Consider the following 25,556-nt stretch of genomic DNA (forward strand, 5'->3'; position numbering starts at 1 on the left):
AAATAATGCAGGAGTATACGGCTAAAGACTGGATGAATATACACTGTCAAAGTGCCGGGTGCAGCCTTACATGAAAGCTGCGCGGCAAAGCGCCGCATATACCCTCTCAATCGATGGGACTGGTAGAATCGCCGCCGGTTCACACGAGGTTTATCCATGCACGATCCCCACAGCGAACGCATGAGTGGCAGCGAGACCCGCGCAGCAAGCGGTCTGGCCCTGGTGTTCGCATTCCGTATGCTTGGCATGTTTATGGTGTTGCCGGTGCTGGCGACCTATGGAATGGATCTCGCAGGAGCGACCCCGGCCCTGATCGGCCTGGCGATTGGCGCCTATGGCCTGACCCAGGCGCTGTTTCAGATTCCGTTCGGGGTCATTTCCGACCGCATCGGCCGCCGGCCGGTGATCTACCTGGGCCTGATCGTATTCGCCCTGGGCAGTGTGCTCGCGGCCAATGCCGACTCGATCTGGGGCGTGATCGCCGGACGCGTCCTGCAAGGCGCCGGCGCGATTTCCGCCGCCGTCATGGCGCTGCTCTCCGACCTGACCCGCGAACAACACCGCACCAAGGCCATGGCCATGATCGGCATGACCATTGGTCTTTCGTTCGCCGTGGCAATGGTGGTTGGCCCGCTGCTGACCCGCGCGTTCGGCTTGCACGGCCTGTTCCTGGCGACGGGTGGCATGGCATTGTTCGGCATCGTGATCGTTGCCTTTATGGTGCCGCATTCCACCGGGCCGCTGCAGCATCGTGAGTCGGGCGTCGCGAAACAAGCGCTGTTGCCCACCCTCAAGCACCCGGACCTGCTGCGTCTGGATTTGGGTATCTTCGTGTTACACGCGATGCTGATGTGCAGCTTCGTCGCCTTGCCCCTGGCCTTGGTGCAAAAAGCCGGATTGCCCAAGGAGCAGCACTGGTGGGTGTACCTGACTGCCCTGCTGATTTCCTTCTTCGCCATGATCCCGTTCATCATCTACGGCGAGAAGAAACGCAAAATGAAACGAGTTCTGCTGGGCGCCGTCGCGACACTGATGCTCACTGAGCTATTCTTCTGGCAGTTCGGCGACAGCCTGCGGGCGCTGGTGATCGGCACGGTGGTGTTCTTCACCGCGTTCAACCTGCTGGAGGCTTCATTGCCTTCGCTGATCAGTAAGGTTTCACCGGCCGGCGGCAAAGGCACGGCGATGGGCGTGTATTCCACCAGCCAGTTCCTCGGTTCTGCACTGGGCGGGATCATGGGCGGCTGGATGTTCCAGCATGGCGGTTTGTCGGTTGTGTTCCTGGGATGCGCAGGTCTGGCTGCCCTCTGGCTAGCCTTTGCTGTTACCATGCGCGAACCTCCCTATGTGACGAGCCTGCGCTTGCCGTTATCGCCCGAAGCGATCCGCGAAGCCGGTCTGGTCGAGCGCCTTAAGGCCGTTGTTGGGGTTACGGATGCTGTGGTTGTTACTGAAGAAGCCGCCATCTACATCAAATTGGACACCGAATTATTGGATCGCGCGACGCTCGAGCAACTGGTCAACCCAGTGCCGACAGCGCGCCCAGCCTAGGAGAACGTTATGGCCCGTGGGGTTAACAAAGTCATATTGGTCGGTACATGCGGCCAGGATCCCGAAGTTCGCTACTTGCCGAACGGTAACGCCGTGACCAACCTGAGTCTGGCGACCAGCGAGCAGTGGACCGACAAGCAAACCGGCCAGAAGGTCGAGAAAACCGAATGGCACCGTGTGTCGATGTTCGGCAAGGTTGCAGAGATCGCCGGTGAATACCTGCGCAAAGGTTCGCAGGTCTACATCGAAGGCAAGCTGCAAACCCGCGAGTGGGAAAAAGACGGCATCAAGCGTTACACCACTGAAATCGTGGTCGACATGCAAGGCACCATGCAATTGCTGGGCGGCCGTCCACAGGGCGACCAACAGGGCCAGGGCGGCATGTCCAACTCGGCACCGCGTCCACAGCAGCAGTCCCGTCCGCAGCCGACCCAGCAGCCACAGCGTGAGTCGCGTCCAGCGCCACAGCAGGCCGCTCCTCAGCCGGCAGCCGACTTCGACAGCTTTGATGACGATATTCCGTTCTAAGGTCGCTTGAGACCCGAACTGTCGTGTAACACCAGAAAACCCCCGATGGCTTTTGCCTCGGGGGTTTTTCATTTCATGGCTGGCAACCGGCTAAACATCAGCAGAGGCGGCGCTTACCACCAGCTCCCGAAACCGCTCCAGCACTGACGACGTATCACCCGCCCGCGTTGCCAAATGCAACGGCGCTACCAGGCTCCGACACTCCGACAGCTCCCGATAAACAATCCCGTCCCCTCGCAACCGCTGCATGGACGCGGGCACAATCGAAACCCCAAGCCCCGCAGCCACCAGGCTCAACGTCGCCGTCATGCGCGGCGCCTCTTGCACAACCTGCGGGCTGAAACCTGCTTCGCGACACGCCACCAGAATCGCGTCATACAACCCAAGTCCCACCCGGCGGCGATACAGCACAAACGCCTCGGTGGCCAATGCCGCCAACGGCAGCGGCGTCGACGGATCCATAGCCAGCGGGTGATCAGTGGGCAGCGCCAGCAACATCGGCTCCACCAGAATCGGTTCATCCTGCAACGCCTGCGTCCCGCTCAGCGGCGAACGGATAAATGCCGCGTCGAGCTTTTCATGGAGCAGCGCGTCCAGCAGTTCACCCGTGCCGGCTTCTTCCAAAACCACAGAAACACCGACAAAGGTTTCCCGAAACAGGCGCAATACGCTGGGCACAAATGGATGCAAGGCGGCAGAACTGGTGAAGCCAATCGCCAAGCGTCCACGTTCACCACGGGCAGCGCGGCGCACGATGTCGGCCACACCATCGACACTGGCCAAGATCTGTCGCGCCTCTTCCAGCAAGGCCAAGCCCGCAGTGGTCGGGCGCACGCCCCGTGGCAGGCGCTCCATCAGCACCACGCCCAACTCGGCTTCCAGGCTTTGCAGCAATCGCGTCAATGGCGGTTGCTGCATGCCCAGTCGTTCTGCTGCACGGGTGATATAGCCTTCTTCGGCAATCGCGACGAAGGCCTTGAGCTGCCTGAGCTCCAGCATAGGAATACTTTTCAGGTATGGGAGAGGGTCAATCCTGGCATTTGTTCTCATGGATCACAAGATTTAGGCTGTCGTCACTCCTCACAGAAGAAGGAACGCCGCAATGACCTGGTCAGCCAAGCAATACTCGATGTTCGAACAACAGCGCACCCGTCCCGTCCGGGATCTGGTGGCGGCCATCCCGGATGGCGATGTGCGCAGCGCCGTCGACCTGGGATGCGGCCCGGGCAACTCGACTGAAGTCCTGGCTGAGCGCTTTGCGCAGGCAGTGGTCACCGGCATGGACAGCTCCGATGACATGCTGGTCGACGCCCGTAAGCGCCTGCCCGCGTTGAATTTCGAATTGGCTGATATCGGCGCCTGGAACCCGGCGCAAACATTCGACGTCATCCTCGCCAATGCGTCGCTGCAATGGCTGCCCGATCACGCCACGTTGTATCCGCACCTGGTGAGCCAGTTGACGCCGGGTGGCACCCTGGCGGTGCAGACACCCGACAACCTCGATGAACCGGCCCACAAGCTGGCGCGGGAAGTCGCCGCGGACGGCCCATGGGCCACAAAGATCGGCGCGGTGAAACATAACGCACGCCATACCGCGAGCTACTACTTTGAACTGCTGAGCAAACACTGCTCCACCGTGGATGTTTGGCGCACCACCTACCACCATCCGCTGGCAGGTTCTGCTGCGGTGGTGGAGTGGTTCAAAGGCTCGGCATTGCGCCCGTTCCTGGCGCCTCTGAGCGAGTCAGAAAAGAGCGCCTTCCTCGACGAATACCTGGCGCGGATCACCAAGGCTTATCCAGCGCTGGCCGACGGCACTGTGTTGCTGCCGTTCCCGCGCTTGTTCATCATTGCTACCCGGTAAGAGCGGGGGGCGATCAATCGGCGGACAAGAACTGTTCCGCCGACACTACGCTCGCATAAGCAAACCCCAACGACGACATAAACGCAGCATGCACCTGGGCTGCCGGCACGGTGGTGCCATTGAATTCCAGGTCCCGCGTCGCGCAGGCATCGTGGATCACCGTCACGCTGTAGCCCAGGTCTGACGCGGCGCGCACCACGCCGTCGATGCACATATGGCTCATGCTGCCCACCACCACCAACTCGGTGATGCTGCGTTGTTCCAGCAGCGCCCGCAGGTTGGTTTCGCGGAACGCATTGACGAAATGCTTGAGCACCACCGGCTCATCGGCCTGGTTCAACACCTTGGAGTGCAGATGCGCACCTTCCGAACCCGGGGTGAAGAAGGGGGCATCGTCGGAGGTGAATTCGTGACGTACATGGATTACCGCATCGCCGGCCTGGCGAAACGCCTGGAGCACTTGTTGTGCCTTGTCCGCCGCTGCGTCCACTCCGTCAAGCGGCCACTTGCCCTGGGGGAAGTAGTCGTTCTGGATATCGATTAGGATGAGTGCTTGCTTGGCCATGTTGGTTTCCTTGTGAGGGTTGATGCGTCCAGTATCCTGGCTGGCGCGGCGCCTGGGGATTGGCCGCACCGACAATAACAGAGGGAAAACTGACAATGGCGATCGTCGAGCTCGGCGTGCTGATCTACAGCGGTGCGCAAATGGCCGCCGTGCATGGCTTGACCGACCTGTTCGCGGTCGCCAACCGGATTGCGGCCGAGCATCAGTCCGAGCAACTGCCGTCCCTGCGCATCAGCCATTGGCAGGCTGAAACAGGTCATGCGCCGACCCGTGTGTTCGACAGCCAGCCCCGCTCCGGTCAGGCACTGACAGCCTTGCTGATTCCACCCTCCATCGCCGGTTTTTCCGAAGGCCAGGCGTCCGCTGAATTGCTGGATTGGCTGCGCCAGCAACACCGCACCGGGACCATTCTGGGCGGCGTGTGCGTGGGCTCGATCCTGATGGCGGAGAGCGGCCTGTTGGACGGTCGCAGCGCCACCACGCACTGGACATCGGCCAAATCCTTCGCCGCCCGTTATCCGGCGATTCGCCTGGAAGCCGACAAACCCATCGTCGACGACGGCGACCTGATCACCACCGCCGGCCTCATGGCCTGGTCCGAACTGGGCCTGCGCCTGGTGGACCGTCTGCTCGGCCCGAGCATCGCTGCCAGCACTGCGCGTTTCCTGGTGATCGAACACAGCGACAGCGCCAGTGAATGCGGGAGTAACTTTGCGCCGATTCTCGCCCATGGCGACGCTGCGATTCTCAAGGTGCAGCATTGGCTGCAGGCCAGCGGTGCGGTGGATGTTTCGTTGGCTGCCATGGCGCTAGAGGCGGGACTTGAGGAGCGCACCTTCCTGCGACGGTTCCGCGCCGCTACGGGGTTGAAACCCACCGAATACTGCCAGCACCTGCGAGTGGGCAAGGCGCGGCAGATGCTGGAGTTCACCAACGGCACCATCGATCACATTGCCTGGACCGTGGGTTACCAGGACCCCGGCGCCTTCCGCGCCACCTTCAAGAAAATCACCGGGCTGGCGCCAAGCGACTACCGCAGCCGTTTCGGCGTAACCCCAACCAAGGCCCAAGCCTGAATCGTGCAGAAAACCGCGACACCGGGATCACTTCGTGCAGAATAAAACAGGCCAAGTGCTATCGCTTTTCCCGCAACTGTTTGATTACCCGCGCGTTTAAACAAACGCCGCCTTGGCGTGATCCCTGCTACCGTTTCCTTACACACATGGCAGCAGAGCCAAGGGGGACGCATGACCCCGACAAATCGCAAAAAAATCGTGGTGGCGCATTCAATCCGTCCGCAAGCGCCCTTGCACGAAGTGGAAACCAACCGCGCGCTGGCCCGTTGGCTGGCGCACGTCCTCGGCCTCAAATATGGCGGCAGCTATAGCCCTGAGCTGCACAGTGGGCGCGACCTCTATCTATTGCCCACCCAGACGCTGGTCGGCGCGGCCCAGGCGCGGCAGTTGGGTGTCAAAGGACCAGAGGATTTGTGGGGCGGCTATGTCGACCACGATTTCATCTGCACCAAGGCCATCAGCCACGGCTTGCTGAATAAAAACGCGGTTGCGCCCGAGGGCTGGTCACCACTGTTCTCCGAGCGCGTTCGTAATGTGGTACTGGATGGCTTGAGCGTGCACTCCCTGGAAGATGCACGACCGGCGGCGACCCATTTGCTCTACACCGGCCCGATCCGCCTCAAGCCCGTGCATGCCTGCGCCGGTCGCGGCCAGGAAGTGATCCGCAGCCTCGACGAATTCGACGCCATCCTCGCGCGCCCCGACGCAGCGCAATTGTTCAGTGAAGGCGTGGTGCTGGAGCAGGACCTGAGTGACGTGGTCACCCACAGTGTCGGCCAGAGCTTTATCGGCGATCACGTCATCAGCTACTGCGGTGATCAATACCTGACCCGGGACGGGCAGGGCGAAGAGGTCTATGGTGGTTCTAACCTGCTGGTGGTGCAGGGCTACTACGAGGACCTGCTCCAGCTCGAGCTGCCCGACGATGTACGCCTGGCTATCCAGCAGGCGCAGACCTTCGATAACGCGGCCGATGAGGCCTATCCCGGGTTCTATGCCTCGCGGCGCAATTACGACATCGCCCAAGGCCTCGACAGCAACGGCCAGCGCCGCAGTGGCGTGCTTGAGCAGTCCTGGCGCATGGGCGGGGCCAGCAGCGCGGAAGTCGCGGCGCTGCAGAGCTTCGTCAACAACCCCGGGCTGCGGGCAATTCACGTCTCGTCGGTAGAAACCTACGTCGACCAGCCACTGCCCGCTGACGCGATCGAGGTGTATCGCGGCCCGGCAGAAAACAGCGACTTTCTTCTCAAGTACGTAACGGTCAAATCTTATGACGGCTAGAAGCGAAACCATTGCCATTGATATCGACGACGAACAGATGAGCGGGACCTTCCTCAGTCCCAAATCGAAAGTCCCGGGGGTGTTGTTTGTTCACGGCTGGGGCGGCAGCCAGGAGCGTGACTTGGAGCGCGCCAAAGGCATCGCCGGGCTCGGTTGTGTATGCCTCACATTCGACCTTCGCGGCCACGCCGGCAACGGCATTCCGTTATCCCGCGTTACCCGGGAAGACAACCTGCGGGACCTGCTCGCAGCCTATGACCGCTTGCTGGCACACCCGGCCATCGACACCTCGGCGGTGGCGGTGGTCGGCACCAGCTACGGCGGCTACCTGGCCGCCATCCTCACCTCGCTGCGCCCTGTGCGCTGGCTGGCGTTGCGGGTGCCCGCGTTGTACCGCGACCAGGAATGGCTCAAGCCCAAGCGCGACCTGGACAAGGCCGACTTGATGGATTATCGCGGGACCTTTGTGCACGCCGAAACCAATCGCGCGCTGCATGCCTGCGCGGCGTTCACCGGTGATGTGCTGATCGTTGAATCCGAAACGGATGACCACGTGCCCCATGCCACCATCATGAGCTACCGCGCCGCCTGCCAGCAGACGCACTCGCTGACCCACCGGATTATCGACGGTGCGGACCACTCCCTGAGCGACCCGGTGTCCCAGCAGGCCTACACCTCGATCCTGGTGGACTGGATCACCGAGATGGTGGTGGGCGAACGCTTGAGCATCATCCAGTCGTAGGCGTCTTCTTCACCCGCAGCGCCTTGGCCTTGGCTTCCACCGCGAGGTACATCACCAGGGCCACCAGCAGCGGCAGGATGAAGTAGATCGCGCGGTAGGCGATCAACCCCGCGAGCAGGCTGCCGCGGGACGCTTCGTGCTGCAGCAAGGCAATGAAGACAGCCTCCAGCACTCCAAGCCCCGCCGGGATGTGTGTGACCACTCCGGCAATGCTGCTGATCAGCAACACCCCAAGCACTACCGGGTATTCCAGCTGCTTGGGCAGCAGCGTGAAGATCACCGCCGCCATCAGCGACCAGTTCAGCGCACCGAGTGCCAGCTGCAACACTGCCATGCGCAGCGACGGCAGGCTGATTTCAATCCCGCGCACCGACCACGCGCGCTTTTTCGACAAGCGACAGGCCAGCAGATAACCCAGGCTCGCCAGTACCAGCAACACACCGACGCCTTGCAGCGCGCCGCTGCTGAGCTTCCACTCCGGCGGCAATGTCACCAGCCCGCTGCTGAATACCGCGCCGGCAATCGCCATGTAGCCAAACCAATTGGTGGCCAGGCTCAAGCCGAGAATTTTTGCGATATTCCCGCTGCTCACCCCGAGTCGGGAATACAGGCGGTAGCGCATGGCGATACCACCGACCCAGGCGCTCAGGTTGAGGTTGAAGGCGTAGCTGATGATGCCCACCGGCAGGATCTGCTTCCAGCGCAAAGGCTGGCGGATGTAGGTGCGGCCGATCAGGTCAAAGCACGAATACACCACGAAGCTGCACACGGTCAGCGCGCCGGCGATAAGCAAGGTGCGAAGCTTGAAATCCCCAAGGGTGTCGAACACCTCGCTCCAGTCGATACGCCGGGCGAGCAGGGTGAACAACACGATCAGCACCAGGAAAAACACCACCGTCAGCGGTTTTTTCCAGCGTTTAAAAAAACCGGGTTGAGGGCTTTCTTCAGCGGTGCGAGCTTGGGTCATGATCCGGGCGCTCCTCATGGACGAAGGGTTTCAACCTCGGCTTGTGGGCCGGCAGCCAGCCGGTCCACGATGGAAAATGCCGCAGCACATGGAACACGACGAAGCCCACGGTCACTCGCCAGAACCAGCCACGAGGCGTGCGGTTTTCCGGCATGGTCTTGCAGTGGTTCTGACTCAAATATTCCAGGCGCTCGAACAGTTGCTGATTGAAGCCACGATCACGAATCAGCACATTGGCCTCAAGGTTCAGCGCCAGGCTCAGCGGGTCGAGATTGCTCGAACCCACCGTGCTCCATTGTTCATCCACCAACGCCACCTTGCCGTGCAGCGGGCGCTGGCAGTACTCGTGGATCACCACGCCTTCCTTGAGCAAATAGTCATACAGCATGCGTGCCGCCAGCTTGGCCAACAGCACATCCGGTTGGCCCTGCATGATCAATTGCACCTGCACACCGCGCCGCGCGGCATTACGAATTTCCCGCAGCAGGCGGTAGCCGGGGAAGAAGTACGCGTTGGCAATCACCGCCCGCCGCTCGGCCTTGCGCAGCGCGTGCAGGTAGGCCTCTTCAATATCGGTACGGTGTTGCAGGTTGTCCCGGTAAATCAACCGCACCAACCCATCGCCGTCACCCGCGGCCCATGGCGAGGGCCGTTGCTCGCGCCGCCAGCCACGGCGTTTGCGCACGCGTCGGCCACTTTGGGCGAGGGCGAAATGGTGCAGGTCGGCGACAGCCGGGCCATTGACCTGTACTGCATAATCCTGCTTGGCCTCGGGGCCGAAATCCCAGGTGATCCGCAGAAAAATTGATCCCGCCGATAAACGCCGCGCTGGCGTCCACCACCACAATCTTGCGGTGCAGACGGCGAAACCAGTTGGTGCGAAAGCCCAGAGTCTTGCTCGCCGGGTCGAACATCTGCACGGTTACGCCGGCCTGGCTAAGCTCACTAAGAAATCCTGGGCTCAGCTCGCCGCAACCGAAGCCATCAAGGCTGGCGACGACCTTTACGCCACGCTGCGCGGCCTCGATCAAAATGCCTTTCAGCTCGTGACCGACCTTGTCTTCAAACAGAATAAAGGTCTCCAGCAGGATCTCCCGCTGAGCCTGGCGCATCGCCTCGAACACCTTGGGAAAGTACGCCTCGCCGTTCTCCAGCAATTCAATCTGGTTGCCGCTCTGCCAGCCGTAATCCAGGTCCCGGGCGACGGCATCGTCCGGCGGTTGGTCGGTCGCGATGTGTTCTACCGCGACCTTTTCCAGCGGCGCGCTGTTCATAGTTCAATCTCCACCGAGAGCGGCGCGTGGTCCGACAAATGCGACCATGGGCGGCTGGTCAGGACTTGTGGCTGATGCACCTTGAGGTTGCGCACATAGATGCGGTCCAGCGGCAGCAGCGGCAGGCGAGCGGGGAACGTGCGGGCCGGTTTGCCGTGGGTTTCGATAAATACTTCCCGCAGCCCGCAGTGGGCGAGATCGGCCCGCTGGCGCCAGTCGTTGAAGTCACCGGCGACAATCACCGGCGCGTCGGCGGGAATCTCGGCGATCCGCTGCGTGATCAGGCGCAACTGCTGCTGGCGATGCACTTCCCGCAACCCGAGGTGCACGCAGATGGCATGCACCTCCTGCACGTTGCCCGGCAAACGCAGCACGCAATGCAGCAGCCCGCGGCTTTCGTGGCCGCTCTGGGAAATGTCGAGGTTGTCGTAGCGGATGATCTGGAATTTCGACAGCAACGCGTTGCCGTGGTCGCCATGGGGATACACCGCATTACGCCCATAGGCATATTGCGGCCAGATGCTGTCGGCAAGGAACTCGTACTGCGGCATGCTCGGCCAGTTGCTGTAGCGCTTGGGATGGCGCTCGTGGGTGCCATGGATTTCCTGAAGGAACACCACGTCGGCGGCCACACTGCGAATCGCCTCCCGCAACTCGGGCAAGATGAAGCGCCGGTTGAGCGCGGTGAAGCCCTTGTGGGTATTGACCGTCAGCACCCTGAAGCGGGTGATGGTTTCGGTGGGCGTGATCGGCATCAGCTCCGGATGGGTCATGGCAGCACCCCCGTGTCCGGCAACTTGCCGGGCTCGGTGGCCAATGCCTGGTCCAGGCCAAAACGCTGGAGCAATTGGTGCGCGTCGAAGGGCGCGCGCACCTTGATGTCGTTATCGAAGTAGCAAAACACCTCGCGCTGCTTGCGGGCGCGGGGTTTGTGCTTCGGGTCGATCAACTGTGCATCGGCGGGTTGTTTGCCGTGGCTCCAGCGTTCGATGCGATCTCCCCAGCGCTTGATCGCTTCGGACGTATAGCCGCTGGCATACAACGCTTTGTCCCCATGCAACCGCAGATAGACAAAGTTCGCCGTGACATCTTCCAGATAGGGCCACTTGCCGGCCGTGTCTGCCACCACCAGGGCCACGCCATACTTGTCGAGCATTTCGACAAACTCCGGCACCGCAAAACTCTTATGGCGAATCTCCACCGCGTGTCGCAGCGGCTTTTTACCGTGGGCCTGCATGCTCGCCTTGCCGTTCAGGCGCGGCTCATGCTCGCGGGCGAGGGCGGCGGCCTGTTGGGTCGTGGTGGGTAATTCGGCGAGGAAGGCTTCAAACAACGGCGGGTCGAATTTGAAACTGGGTGGGAACTGCCAGAGAATCGGCCCGAGTTTTTCCTTGAGTTCCAGTACACCGGAGGCGAAGAAATTCGCCATCGGCTTGTGTACCTCCCGCAACCGCAGGATATGGGTGATATAGCGCGGCGCCTTGACGCTGAACACAAACCCTTCGGGCGCGTCGCCATACCACTCGGCGTAGCGCTTGGGTGTTTGCAGCGCGTAGAACGAGCCATTGATCTCGATGCTGTTGACCGCCCGTGAGGCAAACTGCAGCTCGCGCTTCTGGGTCAGGCCCTCGGGGTAGAAATCCCCCCGCCAGGGCGTGTAGCGCCAGCCGGAAATGCCGATATGAATCGCGGCCATGATGACTCCCGTGGGTTAACTGTGTGATGACCTCAGTTTTTGGATGACTGTGAGGATCGGCAGAAAGTTTCGACGTTCCTACAGACGGCACTTCACAAAATGTGGGAGCGGGCTTGCTCGCGAAGACGGTGGGTCAGTCGATATCTCTGTTGACTGACACACCGCTTTCGCGAGCAAGCCCGCTCCCACATGGGGTTCTTTATCGCTGCGGGATCAGTGCCCGCCAACCACCCGGGTCGAACTCTCGGCATACACCGGCCCCAACCGGTCAAGGCGCCCGCTCCAGGCCGTCAGCGCCAGGGCCACCAGCACCACCGAACCGCCAATCCACGCCGTGTGGATCAAGCCCATGTGAGCGACGATCAAACCACCGGCCCACGCACCGCCGGCGATCCCCAGGTTGAACGCCGCAATGTTCAGGCCCGAGGCCACGTCCACCGCGTTCGGCGTGTGATGTTCCGCCTGGCGCACCACGTACACCTGCAAGCCCGGCACGTTGCCGAAGGCGACCGCGCCCCACACCAGCACCGTGGCCAAGGCCAGCCATGGGTTGCTTGCGGTCATGGTCAATACAAACAACACAACAGCGAGCAGGGCGAAGATGATTTTCAGGGCACTGATCGGGCCGCGTTTGTCCGCCAGTTTGCCGCCCCAGATGTTACCGACGGCCACCGAGATGCCGTACACCAGCAGCACCAGGCTCACGGTGCCGGCGCTGAACCCGGAGATGTCCTGAAGGATCGGCGCCAGGTAGGTGAAGGCGATGAACGAGCCGCCGTAACCCACCGCTGTCATGGCGTACACCAGCAGCAGCCGTGGTTGTTTCAACACTTGCAGTTGCTGCAACAGCGACGCGGGTTTGTTGTGAGCGATGTTGTTCGGCACGTAGAGCAGGCTGCCGATAAACGCGATCAGACCCAGGGCCGAGACGGCGAGGAAGGTTTCACGCCAGCCGAAGTGCTGGCCGATAAATGTCCCCAGCGGCACACCGGTCACCAACGCGACGGTCAGGCCGGTAAACATGATGGCAATCGCACTGGCGGCTTTTTCCTTGGGCACCAGGCTGGTGGCGATGGTCGAGCCAATCGAGAAGAACACCCCGTGGGCCAGACCGGTGACGATCCGCGCCAGTACCAGGGATTCATAGCTCGGCGCTTGCCAGGCCAGCAGGTTGCCGAGGGTGAACAGCACCATCAGCGACAACAGCAGCAGTTTGCGTGGCACTTTGCCGGTCAGGGCGGTGAGCACCGGCGCGCCGATGGCCACGCCCAGGGCGTAGAGGCTGACCAGCAGGCCGGCAGACGGCAGGCTGACGCCAAGGTCGGCGCCGATGGTGGGTAACAGGCCAACGATGACGAACTCGGTCGTCCCGATGGCAAAAGCGCTGAGGGTCAGCGCGAGCAAGGCAATGGGCATGGCTGCAACTCCCGTGGGTTTCAATCAGGAGCGCAGTCTCGGGTGTTGGCTTGTGCGGAAAAAGACAGGTATTGGCATTTGATATTTGCCTGGAACGCACGGATCGACGTACTGGGGGAACGATCCGGCCTCAAACCCGTCAGTTCCTTACAGACCCTTCTGAAGGAGCCCGGTGTTTTGTTGAATTTAAAGACTGTGCTACTGCTCGGCACGCTGCTGTTTTGCGGCAGTGGCGCGCTGCAAGCGGCCACCGCCCCCGCGGCTCCAGCGCCTGCCGCCCCGGCCACGCCGGAACTGTTGGTAGAAGGCGGCCTGCTCGGCGCCATCAGCTCCAGCATCGATCATGTGCAGGACAAACTCGACCTCAACCAGAGCCTGGTGGACGCCTGGCGCCTGCGGGCCGATCGGGCGGCGGATGAAGTGGACAAGCTGGTCAACCAGCCGTCCGAACGTTCCTCGTGGAGTGTGGCGGGGGATTTCCTGTTGTTGTCCGGGGTGTGGATCGGCGCCTTCGCCGCACTGACCCTGCTTGGGCGCCTTATCGTCAAGCGCCTGAGCCTGCAGCGGTATATCGCACCGCGCCAGCGCCTCCAGGCGTTGCTCGGCTACCTCATTCCCTACACGATTCCGGCCTTGATCTGTTTGCCACTGACGCTTTACGTCAGCCATTTCCTGCCCACGTCAGTGGGCCGTGCGCTGGCCCTGTGTTTTGCCTACGCCACCAGCAGCGGTATTTTTTCGACCTCGATGCTGCTGTGCGTGATCGTCATGTTCAACGTCGGCCACAAGCGCCCGGCGGTGCAGATTATTCGTGACTACTGCCCCAAGCCGCTGTTCCTGATCGGCTTCCTTGCGGCCCTCAGCGATGCGCTGACCAGCCCGCAGATCGCCCGCCAATTGGGGGGCAATATCACCGCCAGCGTGGCGATTTTCACCGGGCTGTTTGCCTCGGTGATTTTCGGCATGCTGGTGATTCGCCTGCGCCGTCCTGTGGCGCATTTGATCCGCAACCGGCCCCTGACCCAGCGCTTGAAACACCCGGCGGTGCAGCAATCCCTGCGGGTGTTTTCCGGCCTGTGGTATTGGCCGATTCTGTTAATGGTGCTGGTGTCGGCGATCAACCTGATCGGCGCCGGCGACGACAGCCAGAAAGCCCTGCGCTGCGCACTGTTCACCACGATTCTGCTGATCGGCACGGTGTTCCTCAGCACGGTATTGCAGCACCTGTTCCAGTCCCGCAGCACGGTGGCGGTCCAGCGCAGCAGCGCCTACAAGGAGCGTTTCCTCAGCCTGCTGCACGCGCTGTTGCGCATCGTGATGGCCATCGCCTTTATCGAAATCCTCGGGCGTATCTGGGGCGTTTCGTTATTTGAATTTGCCCAGCGCAACTCCGTCGGCCGGGCCATCAGTGATTCCCTGAGCAGTATCGGTTTGATCCTGCTGGTGACCTGGCTGTTCTGGGTGGTGCTCGACACCGCGATTCAGGAAGCGCTGAAACCACCGGTCAACAAACGCTCCAGCCGCCAGCCCAGCACGCGGGTGAAAACCATCCTGCCGCTGCTGCGCAACGCGGTGAAAATCATCCTGGTGGTGATCTGCGCGATCACCACCATGGCGAACCTGGGGATCAACGTTGCACCGCTGCTGGCGGGTGCTGGGGTGGTGGGTTTGGCCATTGGTTTTGGCTCCCAGCAACTGGTGCAGGATGTGATCACCGGGCTGTTCATCATCATCGAAGACACGCTGTCGATCGGCGACTGGGTGGTGCTCGACTCTGGCCACGCCGGTACCGTCGAAGGCCTGACCATCCGCACCCTGCGCCTGCGGGACGGCAAGGGGTTTGTGCATTCGGTGCCGTTCGGGCAGATCAAGGCGGTTACCAACCAGTCGCGGCAATTTGCCTACGCGTTCTTCTCGGTGCAGTTCACCTACGACACCGACGTCGACAAGGCTGTGGAGTTGATCCGCGAGGCGGGGCAGTCGATCCGCGACGACGTGTTCCTCAAGTACAACCTGCAAGGGCCGCTGGAGATATTTGGCGTCGACAAGATGGACCTCAACGGTGTGGTGCTGACGGCGCAATTCCGTACGGTGTCGGGCGGGCAATATGCGGTGAGCCGCGCATTTAACCAGCGGTTGAAAAAGCTTGTGGATAACTGTGCCTTTGTTCACTTCGCGCAAACTTATCCACAGCAGGTGATGGTGCCGCAGCGGATTGGGCAGCAGGTGGATGAGCCGGAGGAAGAGGTGCCTTCGCCGGTGGTGCTGACTGAGCAGCCGAGGACCCAATAGTTGTTGTGGTGGCAGTACTGGCCTCATCGCAGGCGCTACACACTTCAGCGCCTGATCAGTTTTTCCCGCACTAACCCCGCCGCCTGCGCATCCAGCTCCAGCAACACCTGCTGCTTGCCCGCAATCTCCACCGCCGCCGGCAATCCATCCCGATACACCAGCCGATTACCGCTCAACGCCGGCACCTTACCACCCGGCAGCAGCGTACCCACCAGGTTCAGCGGATCCGCTCCACACACGGCAATCAAGCTTCCATCGTGAGGCCGCCGCCGAACTTCCCGCAGCAGCGGAATCGCTTCCGGCAACGCAAACTGTTCCCCCGCCAAACCACTCACAAACCGCCCACCACGAATCTCGCCTCGGGCTTCCAGCCGATGGAATGTGCGCAGCAGTTCGCGCCAACTGGGCAGCCAGTCCGCCTCGCGCTCCAGCAGGCGCCAGAACACCACGCCGTATCGCCGCAGCAATGTCATCGCCACATGCTCCAGCGTCTCGGCCGAGTGAGCCCCCGGACGTGTGCCATCCGCCACCGGCGCCCGCCGCACCAGCGCCCAACGCCCGGCATCGTCCATCCCGCCGACAAACGCTCCGCGCCCGCGCCGACTGCTGCGGGCCTGGCGTTTGCTCGCGGGCGTGGTCAGGGCGCGCAGGCCGGCGAAGCTGTCGGCGTTCGCCAGCCCCGCGCCCACCAGTTCCTGCAAGGCGGTTTCCAGTTCGGTGCGCAGCAGATGGGCTTCATGAATCAGTTCATCGAAAAACAGCGCGCCGTTTTCCCGCAGTGCCTGGTGGACTTTCTGTGCCTTGGGCGACAGCTCGGCACTGTCGGGCGCTTCGGTCAATCCGCTCCACAACGGCACCTGGCTGCGGGGCAACAGCACCACCGGCGTGCTACGCAAGGCCGTCGCGCCAGCCTTGTTGCTCAGGCGTGTCCACACCACCTTGCCGCTGCGGCACAAATCGTCCAGCCAGTGGGGCGCGTAATCCTTGATTCGGGCGCTGAGCAAATCGCTGTCCCAGGCTGATGTGGCTGCGGCGTACCCTTCGAACTGCGCGACGATCTGCGGCAACACGGCGCTGCCCTGGCCCCGGGTGCCGTCCGACAGGTGCTGCCAGTCGAACAGAAACCGCATGAAATCCTGCAACGCCACCGGCTCGATTTCCCGGCGCAGGCGCTTGACCGTGTAGCGGTGAATGCGCGCCAGCAGGTGGCGTTCGCACCATTGTTCGTCGCTGGCGCCGGGGCTGAAACGGCCGCGCAGTACGTAGCCTTCGCTTTCCAGCCGTGCGAGGGCCTGTGACACGTCGGCTACCGGCAAGGCCAGGGGGGCGGCGATCTCGATCAGCGTCAATGGGCCAAAACCGCTCAGGCGCGCCCGCAGTACTTCCACCAGCGCTTCATCGAAGGTCCAGGGCTCATCGAAGCCGGGCAGTAGTGGCAGGTCATTTGGATAGATCGCCTTTAAGCAACTCAAGCGCTCCAGGGCGACCCAAACGGCTTGGTCGGTACCCGTCTGCAAGCGGTTGGCGCGCCCGCCGTCGGCCAGGGTTTGCAGCCATTCGGCCCACTGCGGCGTGACCTCGGATTCGGCGATGCACGCCAAACTCATCAACGCTTCATGCATTTCATCCAGGCCATTAGGCGCAGGCCAGGCTTCCTCGCACACACCGGCAATCGCTTCGGCATCCAGTGCGCCGAGGTCGTCGGTGCTCTGCGGGTCGCTCCAGCGGCGGTTGAGCACGGCCTGGGTACGACGCTCTTCCAGCGGTGCGTCATCGAGAAAGGTGTAGGGGCGCGCGCTGAGAATCTCCGCCGCCAAGGGTGACGGCGCCGGCAGGTCGCGGCTGATCAGACGGATCTCTCCGCGCTCCATGCGCCGCAGCAGGGTCAGCCAGCCTTCGCTGTCCATGGCCTCGTGCAGGCAGTCGTCGAGGGTTTGCTCCACCAGCGGATGCGCCGGCACTTCACGCTCGCCGGCGAGGTTTTCCAGGCAGGCGATCTGGTCCGGGAACACACTGGCGATCAGGTCTTCACTCTTCATGCGCTGGATCTGCGGCGCCACTTTGCGCCCGCCGGTATAACGCGGCAGCGCCAGTGCCACGCCAGCATTCCAGCGCCAGCGCACGCCGAACAGCGGCGCATCCAGCACCGCCTGAATCAGGATGTGCTCGGCGGTGTTGCTGTTCAGGTAGCGCCATACCTCATCCAGCTCAAAGCTATGGCTGGTGGACAGCGACAACACGATCGCATCTTCGCTGGCGGCGGCTTGCAGTTCGAAGTTGAAGGTGCGGCAAAACCGCTTGCGCAACGCCAGGCCCCAGGCGCGGTTGATGCGACTGCCGAACGGCGTGTGGATGATCAATTGGGTGCCGCCGGACTCGTCGAAAAACCGCTCCATGATCAGCGTGTCCTGGGACGGCAGCGCACTCAATGCCAGCCGTGCCCGTGCCAGGTAATCCACCAGCTGTTCGGCGCTGGCCAGGTTCAAACCGAGGGTGCCGGTGAGCCAGTCGAGCGCCGCTTGCAGCTTGCCGGGCGTGGCGGCCAGCAGCTCGTCCAACTGCCCATGCAAGCGCGCCACGGCAAACGACAACTCGGCACTGCGCCCCGGTGCTTCGCCGAGCCAGAACGGAATGGTCGGCGGCTGGCCGTGGGCATCCTCGACCCGCACTTTGCCGGCTTCCACCCGCAGGATGCGGTAGGACGTATTGCCCAGCTGGAAGATATCCCCGGCAATGCTCTCCACCGCGAAGTCTTCGTTGACGCTGCCGATGTTCAGGCTTTGCGGCTCCAGCAGCACGCTGTAGTCGGCGTTGTCGGGGATGGTGCCGCCGCTGGTCACCGCGGTGAGCTTGGCGCCACGCCGGCCGCGCAGGGTGCGAGTGATGGCGTCGCGGTGCAGGTAGGCGCTGCGGATGCCCTGGCGGCCGTTGTAGCCCTCGGTGAGCATCTGCAGCAGTGCTTGATAGTGACGTTCATCCAGTTCGGCGTAGGGCGAGGCGCGGCGGATCAGCGTGAGCAGGGCCTGTTCCTGCCATTCCTGGCAGCTGACTTCGGCGATGATCTGCTGGGCCAGCACATCCAGCGGCGCGACCGGGATCAGCAAGGTGTCCAGCTCGCCCCGGCGCACGCAGTCGAGGAGGGCGGCGCATTCGATCAGGTCGTCACGGGTGGTGGCGAACAATCGGCCCTTGGGCGTGCCGCCAACCTGATGCCCGGAGCGTCCGACCCGTTGCAGGAAACCGTTGATCGAGCCGGGCGAGCCGATCTGGCACACCAGATCAACATCGCCAATATCAATCCCCAGCTCCAGCGACGCGGTGGCGATCAACACTTGCAGCTCGCCAGCCTTGAGCCGTTGTTCGGCGTCCAGGCGCAGTTCCTTGGCGAGGCTGCCGTGGTGAGCGGCGACGGCGGTTTTGCCCAGGCGCTCGCTCAAGTGCCGGGCCAAGCGTTCAGCCAGGCGCCGGGTGTTGACGAAAATCAGCGTGGTGCGGTGTTGTTTGGCCAATTCGGCGAGACGGTCGTAGACCAGCTCCCACACGTCGTTGGCCATGACGGCCGACAGCGGCACCGGCGGTACTTCGATATCCAGGTCCCGTGGGCGCGCGTGGCCGATGTCGACGATCTCGCAGGGCCGGCCGGCGCCCGCTAGAAAACGCGACACCGCTTCGATGGGCTTTTGCGTGGCGGACAGGCCGATGCGGGTCAACGGTTCGCTGCATAAACCCTGCAGGCGCTCCAGCGTCAGGGCCAGGTGACTGCCACGCTTGCTGGCGGCGATGGCGTGGATTTCGTCGACGATCACCGTACGGATGCTGGCGAGCATCTGCCGGCCGGAATCCGAGCCCAGCAGCACGTAGAGCGACTCCGGGGTGGTCACCAGGATATGCGGCGGGTGCTTGCGCATCAGGGCGCGGTCTTTCTGCGGCGTGTCGCCGGTACGCACGGCAGTGCGGATTGCCAGCGGCGGCAGTCCCAGGCGCTGCAAGTGGTCGGTGATGCCGGCCAGCGGGTTTTGCAGGTTGATCTGTATATCGTTGGACAATGCCTTCAGCGGCGAGACGTAAACCACCAGCGTCTGGTCTGGCAGTTGGCCGCCATTGGCCAGGCCTTGGTGCACAAGGTCGTCCAGCACCGCGAGAAACGCGGTGAGGGTCTTGCCGGAGCCGGTGGGCGCGGCAATCAGCGTCGAGCGGCGCTGGCGGATCAGCGGCCACGCCTGGGCCTGGGCGGTGGTCACCGACGGGAACGTACTGCGGAACCAGGCGCTGACGGCGGGGTGGAAACCGTTCAAGGCCGTGTCCGTTGATTCAGGAAGGTTCATACCCAATTTATGCGGCCAGCCCCGGCAACTTGCAACCCCGGTGGGTGCTTGGTGTGATGAGGAGGCTTGCTGTGGTGACGGGGCTTGTTGTGGCGAGGGAGCTTGCTCCCGCTGGGCTGCGTAGCGGCCCCAAAAAAGCGGGAGCGCTGCGCACTCCAGCGGGAGCAAGCTCCCTCGCCACAACGAGCACCCCAGCCACAAAAATGCGCTCTCTCTATCCAAACCACCCAGGCGGCAATGGGCAGCACACTTTATAAGTGACGGTTGCGCTACAAACCCGCAAAATGCAACGATTCTGGCAAATGCCAACGGCATGGCTCACAAGCCTGTCGATAATAACCATCGTTCCAAACAGACCGGGCCTGCTCAATCTATGCGAATGCGCCTTATGTTACTGGGCGGCGGGAATGCCCTCGGGCAGGCGCTGATTCGCCTCGGTGCGGAGGAAGACATCGGTTTCCTCGCCCCGCGTCCGCCCCAAGACGGCTGGGATGCCGCGAGCCTCACGCAACTGCTCGACGACACCCGTCCCGATGCCTTGATCAATCTCGCCTATTACTTCGACTGGTTTCAGGCGGAGACGGTCAGCGAGACGCGTCTTGCCGCGCAGGAGTACGCGATCGAGCGCCTGGCGGAACTGTGCCAGCACCACAGCATCACTTTGCTGCAACCGTCCAGCTACCGGGTGTTCGATGGCTCCCGCGCCACCGCCTACAGCGAAAAAGACGAACCCGTGCCCTTGGGCCTGCGGGGCCAGGCGTTGTGGCGCATCGAGCAGAGCGTACGCGCCACCTGCCCGCAGCACGTGCTGCTGCGTTTTGGCTGGCTGCTGGATGACAGCGTCGACGGCACCCTCGGGCGCTTCCTGGCCCGTGCCGAAAAACCTGACGAACTGCTGATGGCCGACGACCGCCGGGGCAACCCGACGCCGGTGGACGACGCGGCGCGGGTGATCATTTCGGTGCTCAAGCAACTTGATTGCGCGGCGCCGTTGTGGGGCACTTATCACTATGCCGGCCAGGAAGCGACCACCCCGCTGGCGTTGGGGCAGGCGATCCTGACCGAGGCGCGCAACTTCCACCCGCTGGCCGTGGAGTCCCCGACTGCCCAGGCCCACGCCGCCCGTCCGGACGCTGCCGATGAACCGCAACACGCGGTGCTGGCCTGCAAGAAAATCCTCCACACCTTCGGCATCAAGCCACGGGCATGGCGGGCCGGGTTGCCGGCGTTGCTCGACCGGTTCTACCGACACGGTCAAACGTAAAAAAAGGCGCCTGCAACAGGCGCCTTTTTTGTGGCGGTTGTCTGGACGGATTCAGTTGATACGTGTTGGCCAGGCGGGGGCGCCACGGCATACGAAAAATTTGAAACCTTTGGTGCGCGCGGTCATCCATGCCAATAGGGATTGATTGTGCTTACGGCTCGTTCAGCAAAAGCAAAAGTCTGCATTCAGAAGAAGACTTCGCCCATCTCGCCATGGGCGGCCTAAAAGAGGAGCCCGACCCATCATGGCAACACATTCTCCGGTGAATGGTTTGCCGCCGCCTCACGATGATGTGTATGAGGAGGCGCACGACCTGCAGTTCGCTTTGAGTACCGCCGGGCTTGGTATATGGCGCCTGGACTTGACGACGGGCGAGCTGAAGACCTCGTCCACTTGTCGCCTCAACTTCGGACTCGAACCTCACGTACCGTTCAGCTATGAACACATGCAGCGCTTGGTGCACGCCGAAGACAAGCGCCGAGTGGCCGAAGCGTGGGATCGCTCGATTGCTCAACGTGGCGACTACGACGTTCGCTACCGCGTCATGACGCCAGTCGGTGAAACTCGCTGGCTGCACGTGTGCGCGAGACCCCGTTATGCCGATGATGGTCTACCCGTCACGATGACGGGAACTGTTCAGGATGTGAGCCAAGAGCAGTCACTTCAGTCGCAGAAGATGGACGCGCTGGGGCGGGTAACAGGCCGAGTGGCTCATGACTTTAATAATCTGCTGACGGTGATCCGTTCTTCAGCGGATCTTTTGAAGCGTCCTTCCGTATCGCAAGAGCGGCGGCTGCGCCTGGTGGAAGCCATTTCCCAGGCGGTGGAGCGTGGTTCTCATTTCACCAGCCAATTGCTGTCCTTCGCTGGCAGGCAAGCCCTGCATCCCGCACCGCTGGATATCAATTCAAGCACGTTGGCCATGGCCGATACGATTGCTGTGCGGGTTGGCACAGGCATCCACGTACGCATCGAGTCCACAGAATTACCCTGCGTTGTTCACGTTGACCCAGGACAGTTTGAGGCCGCCGTTCTCAATATGGTCATGAACGCCCGGGACGCCATGATGGATAAGGGGGAGCTGGTCATCCGTGTTGAGTCGATGGACCTTATCCCTGTGTCCGATGGCTATCCCCTTATCAAGGGGCGTTTCGTTGCCGTGTCCATCACAGACAATGGCTCGGGTATCGCTCCGTTCAGCCTCGATAGAATCTTTGAACCGTTTTTCTCCACCCAAGGCAAAGGCCAGAGAAGTGGGCTGGGGCTCAGTCAGGTATTGGGTTTTGCCAAACAGTCGGGGGGAGAGGTCAGGGTCGAGAGTCGTCCGGGGCAGGGAAGTACGTTCACGCTTTATTTGCCGCGCTCTTGAACTGGATGAGCGGATAGCCCGATTGCGCAAATGGAGTTAGCATCGTAAACCTTCGGCTTAAGAGCCTGTTGTTCACATCAGGGTTGCATTGTGGAAAAGCTAAATCGCCTTCAAAGCGGAATAGAAGGGCTGGATGCTCTGCTCAAGGGCGGGCTAGTCGCAGGTGCCTCCTACATTATCCAGGGGCGCCCAGGATCGGGTAAAACCATCCTCGCCAATCAACTGGGATTCAATCATGCGCGCAACGGGGGCCGTGTACTGGTGGCCACGTTGCTGGCCGAGTCCCACGACCGTTTATTTCAATTCCTCTCGACCCTGAACTTCTTTGATGTTTCCCGGGTGGGAGCCGAAATTCAGTTCGTCAGTGCGTTTGACACCCTTGAGAACGAAGGTCTCGATGAAGTGGTCAAGCTGCTCCGGCGTGAGATCAGTCGTCAGAAGGCCACCGTGTTAGTGGTCGACGGCTTGCTCAATGCACGCTCCAAGGCTGACTCGCCCATCGACACCAAGAAATTCATTTCCGAGCTGCAAGGCCACGCTGCGTTCGCCGGTTGTACGGTGCTGTTTCTCACCAGTTCCCGGTTGGACGACGGCAGTCCTGAGCACACCATGGTTGATGGTGTGATTGAAATGGGTGAGGAGCTTCACGGCAGCCGTTCGGTGCGCCGGATTCAACTGCGCAAGACTCGGGGCAGTGGTGCACTGACCGGATTGCACGAGTGTGAAATTACCGACGATGGCCTGGTGGTTTATCCGCGTCTGGAAAGCCTCTACAGCCATCCGTCGTTACCTGACAGTGCCGATCTGACGCGTATCACCAGCGGCATCGGTTCGCTGGACGCCATCATCGGCGGTGGCCTGCACAGTTCTTCCGTTACCCTCGTCATGGGGCCTTCCGGCGTCGGGAAGACCACGTTGGGGCTCAGATTCCTCGCTGAGTCGACAGTGGACGCGCCGGGCCTGCATTTCGGTTTTTATGAAAGCCCGCAGCGGTTACGTCTCAAAGGCCAATCGCTGGGGATTGATATCAAGGGTATGGAAGAAAGTGGTGCGCTGAGTATTGCCTGGCAACCCACGACAGAAGGCCTGATCGACGGTCTCGGCGCACGGCTGCTGAAAATGGTTGAGGAAAAGGGCATCAAGCGCCTGTTCATCGACAGCTTGAGCGGCATGACCCGAGTGTCGACAAACCCGGCACGTATCACCGATTTCTACAGCGCGCTGATGAGCGAGCTTCGTGCCCGTGGCGTAACGGTATTTGCCTCATGGGAGATGCGTGACGTTTTTGGTTCGGAGGTCAGTTCTCCGACCCCGGACCTGTCCAGTATTGTCGATAACCTGCTGCTGATGCGTTTCTTCGAGATTCAATCTGAACTAAGAAGAATGCTTTCGATTCTTAAGGTACGAGATAGCTTCTACGATCCTTCGCTTCTTGAAGTGGTAATCCATGAAAACGGCGTTGACCTGAAGAAGGCATCAAGAAATGCATTGGCTGTCTCTAATGATTCTTCGCTGCCGGGCTCAGCGTCCAAAGTCTCTGATTCGGGTTGAACTGACATGACCACCATCCTGGTCGTCGACGACGAGTATTTGATCGCTGACATTCTCGGCTATGCGCTGGAGGATGAGGGGTACATGGTCGTAAAAGCGAGCAATGGCCAGAAAGGACTCGAGGTCCTGGAGCGCGAGCGGCCAGCGTTGATCATCACCGACTTCATGATGCCGGTCATGGACGGCCAGGAGTTTGCCGAAGCTGTCCGCGCGCTACCGGCAGTCAATCACTTGCCCATCATCCTGATCAGCGGAGCCCAGGCACATATTGGTATGGAGCGGTCGGACTTGTTCAATGCGGTGTTGAAAAAGCCGTTCAACATTGACTTGGTCATCGCTGAAGTTCGCCAACTCCTGGCTGAAGCCTGACTCGCAGCACACGGGCGTGTGCCTGGCCTCTGATTGGCGCTTGGCTCCATGGGAAGCTTCACAAAAAAGGCCCTGTACAACAGGGCCTTGGGTAGAACCTAGAACTTGTAGCCAATACCGACCATGTACACCATCGGGTCAACATCCACATTGACCTTGGCCCGAGTGCCCTGGCCCAGCGCGTTGTTATCCACGGTGGCCTTGGTGCTGATGTCGATGTAGCGCGCCTGGGCGTTGATCATCCACTTGTCGTTGATCATGTAGTCCGCACCGATCTGCGCGGCCCAACCCCAGGAGTTTTCCGCCTTGAAGTTGCTGAAGCCGGCCTGCTCGGCGCGGCTGCCGACGTGCTCGTCGTAGATCCAGGTGTAGTTGATACCGGCGCCGATGTACGGTTGGAATACCGACTTGCTGTCCAGCGGGTAGTACACGACGCTCAGGGTCGGAGGCAGGTGCTTCAGCGTACCGAGCTTGCCGTTGGCAGCGCCCAGGGCGGTGTTCTTGATCTTCACATCATGCTCGAACGGCGTGGCCGCCAGCAGTTCGATACCCCAGTGGCTGGTGAACATGTAGGCGAAGTTCAAGCCCAGTTGAGTGTCGCTGCTCATGGTCGCCTTGCCGCCCAGGTTGGTCCCGGCCAGTGGGCCTTGGTCAACCTTGACACTGCTGCTGTCCGCTTTCGGATTGACGGTGATGGCACCGGCGCGAATCAGGATGTCGCCGGCTTCGTGAGCGTGGGCAACGGGGGCGATGAGGGCGAGCGCGACAAGCGACGCGCCGAGCAGGGACTTGTTCATGGGAGCTCCAGAGGATGTATTAAAAGAGATACATCCAATGGTAGAGATCGTTCCGGCTGGGCTTTTGACTCAGCTCAATGAAACGGTGATAACGCGCTACTCCTGCAATTCGTACACGTAGATCTTGTCGGCATCCATCTGGTAGCCGGCATCGGCCAGTTCGCTGCTGGACGGTTTGACCTGCATCTGGCCTTCGATCCAGTACGGTTGATACAACTCGTCGAGCTTCACGCCGACTTCGCTTTTCACATGCACGATCTGGTTCGACGGCGGTGGCGGTACATGGATGCACGCGCCGAAATACGGCACCAGCAGGAACTCCGTGGTGCGACCTTCTTCGCTGACTTCCAGCGGCACGATATAACCCGGCAGGCGGATGTGCTTACCGTCCAGGCTCTGTACGACTGGCGCGTTGGGCAGGTCCTGCTTGGCGGCCGGCGCAGACTCCACCGACAACGCATCAGCCATGCCCGACAAGTCGTGCAACGGTTTCATATTGGGGATTTCCGGCGGCGCATCCGGCGGGATCATCTCCTGCCAGGACAGGTCCCTGGGCTGGTCTTCAGCCCAGGCGGGCAGGGCCACCAGCAGTAACAGCGCAAGCACGACGCGACGCATCAACAGCTTCC

General features: G+C 61.6%; 20 protein-coding genes and 1 pseudogene. 11 read left to right on the forward strand and 10 right to left on the reverse strand.

The window, feature by feature from the left end:
• The first annotated feature begins 156 nt into the window (after positions 1 to 156).
• A complete protein-coding gene (locus ACUN0G_RS16555; protein WP_003210044.1) occupies positions 157 to 1,551 on the forward strand; it encodes an MFS transporter in 1,395 nt (464 codons plus the stop codon).
• 9 nt (positions 1,552 to 1,560) lie between these two features.
• Positions 1,561 to 2,079 (forward strand): single-stranded DNA-binding protein, encoded by a 519-nt coding sequence (locus ACUN0G_RS16560; protein WP_003210042.1) that lies wholly within the window; start codon positions 1,561 to 1,563, stop codon positions 2,077 to 2,079.
• A 90-nt stretch (positions 2,080 to 2,169) separates the two neighbouring features.
• On the opposite strand, the gene ACUN0G_RS16565 is transcribed toward ACUN0G_RS16560, so the two are convergent.
• The gene (locus ACUN0G_RS16565) at positions 2,170 to 3,078 is read right to left on the reverse strand and encodes a LysR family transcriptional regulator (RefSeq protein WP_445573832.1); all 909 of its coding nucleotides are present in this window, start codon (positions 3,076 to 3,078) and stop codon (positions 2,170 to 2,172) included.
• Positions 3,079 to 3,181: 103 nt separating this feature from the next.
• Between ACUN0G_RS16565 and tam the strand changes: the two genes are divergently transcribed.
• Positions 3,182 to 3,943 carry a trans-aconitate 2-methyltransferase gene (tam, locus tag ACUN0G_RS16570; protein WP_421524805.1) on the forward strand — a complete coding sequence of 254 codons (762 nt, stop codon included), beginning with the start codon at positions 3,182 to 3,184 and terminating at the stop codon, positions 3,941 to 3,943.
• Between the two features lie 13 nt (positions 3,944 to 3,956).
• On the opposite strand, the gene ACUN0G_RS16575 is transcribed toward tam, so the two are convergent.
• Positions 3,957 to 4,508, reverse strand: a complete 552-nt coding sequence (locus tag ACUN0G_RS16575; protein WP_445573833.1) for a cysteine hydrolase family protein — start codon at positions 4,506 to 4,508, stop codon at positions 3,957 to 3,959.
• A 95-nt stretch (positions 4,509 to 4,603) separates the two neighbouring features.
• Between ACUN0G_RS16575 and ACUN0G_RS16580 the strand changes: the two genes are divergently transcribed.
• From ACUN0G_RS16580 to ACUN0G_RS16590, 3 genes are all read left to right on the forward strand, one after another.
• Positions 4,604 to 5,584, forward strand: coding sequence for a GlxA family transcriptional regulator (locus ACUN0G_RS16580; RefSeq protein WP_445573834.1), 981 nt, complete (start codon positions 4,604 to 4,606; stop codon positions 5,582 to 5,584).
• Between the two features lie 171 nt (positions 5,585 to 5,755).
• Positions 5,756 to 6,865: a DUF3182 family protein gene (locus ACUN0G_RS16585; RefSeq protein ID WP_445573835.1), complete on the forward strand. Its 1,110-nt coding sequence runs from the start codon at positions 5,756 to 5,758 to the stop codon at positions 6,863 to 6,865.
• Positions 6,855 to 7,607 carry an alpha/beta hydrolase family protein gene (locus ACUN0G_RS16590; RefSeq protein ID WP_258342408.1) on the forward strand — a complete coding sequence of 251 codons (753 nt, stop codon included), beginning with the start codon at positions 6,855 to 6,857 and terminating at the stop codon, positions 7,605 to 7,607. Before ACUN0G_RS16585 ends, ACUN0G_RS16590 begins: the two co-directional genes overlap by 11 nt.
• Here the strand turns inward: ACUN0G_RS16590 and ACUN0G_RS16595 are convergent.
• The 5 genes and pseudogenes from ACUN0G_RS16595 to ACUN0G_RS16615 form a co-directional block, all read right to left on the reverse strand.
• Complete coding sequence (locus ACUN0G_RS16595; protein ID WP_445573836.1) at positions 7,594 to 8,574, reverse strand: lysylphosphatidylglycerol synthase domain-containing protein; 981 nt, start codon at positions 8,572 to 8,574, stop codon at positions 7,594 to 7,596. The two genes, ACUN0G_RS16590 and ACUN0G_RS16595, sit on opposite strands and share 14 nt — an antisense overlap.
• Positions 8,552 to 9,848, reverse strand: a pseudogene (clsB, locus tag ACUN0G_RS16600) (cardiolipin synthase ClsB). Before clsB ends, ACUN0G_RS16595 begins: the two are co-directional and overlap by 23 nt.
• Positions 9,845 to 10,621, reverse strand: coding sequence for an endonuclease/exonuclease/phosphatase family protein (locus tag ACUN0G_RS16605; protein ID WP_404607345.1), 777 nt, complete (start codon positions 10,619 to 10,621; stop codon positions 9,845 to 9,847). The pseudogene clsB and the gene ACUN0G_RS16605 overlap by 4 nt, the downstream one beginning before the upstream one ends.
• Positions 10,618 to 11,544, reverse strand: coding sequence for a DUF72 domain-containing protein (locus ACUN0G_RS16610; protein WP_445573837.1), 927 nt, complete (start codon positions 11,542 to 11,544; stop codon positions 10,618 to 10,620). Before ACUN0G_RS16610 ends, ACUN0G_RS16605 begins: the two co-directional genes overlap by 4 nt.
• A gap of 213 nt (positions 11,545 to 11,757) precedes the next feature.
• Positions 11,758 to 12,960: an MFS transporter gene (locus ACUN0G_RS16615; RefSeq protein ID WP_258342402.1), complete on the reverse strand. Its 1,203-nt coding sequence runs from the start codon at positions 12,958 to 12,960 to the stop codon at positions 11,758 to 11,760.
• Between the two features lie 177 nt (positions 12,961 to 13,137).
• On the opposite strand from ACUN0G_RS16615, the gene ACUN0G_RS16620 reads away from it, so the two are divergent.
• Positions 13,138 to 15,252, forward strand: coding sequence for a mechanosensitive ion channel family protein (locus ACUN0G_RS16620; protein WP_445573838.1), 2,115 nt, complete (start codon positions 13,138 to 13,140; stop codon positions 15,250 to 15,252).
• Between the two features lie 44 nt (positions 15,253 to 15,296).
• Here ACUN0G_RS16620 and ACUN0G_RS16625 read toward each other — a convergent pair whose 3' ends face one another.
• A complete protein-coding gene (locus ACUN0G_RS16625; RefSeq protein WP_445573839.1) occupies positions 15,297 to 19,577 on the reverse strand; it encodes a DEAD/DEAH box helicase in 4,281 nt (1,426 codons plus the stop codon).
• A 373-nt stretch (positions 19,578 to 19,950) separates the two neighbouring features.
• On the opposite strand from ACUN0G_RS16625, the gene ACUN0G_RS16630 reads away from it, so the two are divergent.
• The 4 genes from ACUN0G_RS16630 to ACUN0G_RS16645 all read left to right on the forward strand — a co-directional run bounded on the left by ACUN0G_RS16630 (position 19,951) and on the right by ACUN0G_RS16645 (position 24,130).
• A complete protein-coding gene (locus tag ACUN0G_RS16630; RefSeq protein ID WP_258342399.1) occupies positions 19,951 to 20,841 on the forward strand; it encodes an NAD(P)-dependent oxidoreductase in 891 nt (296 codons plus the stop codon).
• A 244-nt stretch (positions 20,842 to 21,085) separates the two neighbouring features.
• Entirely contained in the window at positions 21,086 to 22,210 is a 1,125-nt protein-coding gene (locus tag ACUN0G_RS16635) for an ATP-binding protein (RefSeq protein WP_445573840.1), read from the forward strand.
• A 90-nt stretch (positions 22,211 to 22,300) separates the two neighbouring features.
• A complete protein-coding gene (locus ACUN0G_RS16640; protein ID WP_445573841.1) occupies positions 22,301 to 23,761 on the forward strand; it encodes an ATPase domain-containing protein in 1,461 nt (486 codons plus the stop codon).
• Positions 23,762 to 23,767: 6 nt separating this feature from the next.
• Positions 23,768 to 24,130: a response regulator gene (locus ACUN0G_RS16645; RefSeq protein ID WP_063026844.1), complete on the forward strand. Its 363-nt coding sequence runs from the start codon at positions 23,768 to 23,770 to the stop codon at positions 24,128 to 24,130.
• A gap of 98 nt (positions 24,131 to 24,228) precedes the next feature.
• Here ACUN0G_RS16645 and ACUN0G_RS16650 read toward each other — a convergent pair whose 3' ends face one another.
• Positions 24,229 to 24,927: an OmpW/AlkL family protein gene (locus tag ACUN0G_RS16650; RefSeq protein ID WP_258348464.1), complete on the reverse strand. Its 699-nt coding sequence runs from the start codon at positions 24,925 to 24,927 to the stop codon at positions 24,229 to 24,231.
• A 96-nt stretch (positions 24,928 to 25,023) separates the two neighbouring features.
• A complete protein-coding gene (locus ACUN0G_RS16655) occupies positions 25,024 to 25,545 on the reverse strand; it encodes a DUF3299 domain-containing protein (protein ID WP_258348463.1) in 522 nt (173 codons plus the stop codon).
• Between the last annotated feature and the right edge of the window lie 11 nt (positions 25,546 to 25,556).

The sequence above is a fragment of the Pseudomonas sp. 32A genome (genome assembly GCF_052682255.1).